Source organism: Spirulina sp. CCY15215, from assembly GCF_016888125.1.
GTDB lineage: Bacteria > Cyanobacteriota > Cyanobacteriia > Cyanobacteriales > Spirulinaceae > CCY15215.
Map to the genome: position 1 here is coordinate 1 of NZ_JACSWA010000474.1, position 320 is coordinate 320.

The 320-nt window shown below is 42.5% G+C and carries 1 protein-coding gene; it reads right to left on the reverse strand.

Annotated features, from left to right (window positions below):
* Positions 1–136, reverse strand: a 136-nt coding sequence (locus tag JUI58_RS27785; protein ID WP_204104770.1) for an RRXRR domain-containing protein, incomplete at its 3' end; no start/stop codon positions are given.
* Positions 137–320: the final 184 nt, after the last annotated feature.

The window sequence follows — 320 nt, forward strand, 5'->3', positions numbered from 1 at the left end:
TTTTCAAGATGATAGTAAATGGATATTTTCTAAACACCGCCGCTTTATTGGTTTTAAGCAACTTCCTTGCTACCGAGGGGTGACAAGGATTTAGCGGTTGTTTATTAGTATCGATTACTAATACATAATTTGGCATTTCTGCCTCTCCGTAAACGGGTAATGTTAGCTTCGACAAGGTTATTTAGGCTTGTTAGGTTAGCAGCACTATCTCAGTGACCTTAAGATTGTTTAACTGCTAACGACAGAGCGGGGAACTAGCTTCGCATTCCCAGGTGTCGTGACCCAAATAACGTAGTACGCGGGGTACTGAGTCTGGTCAG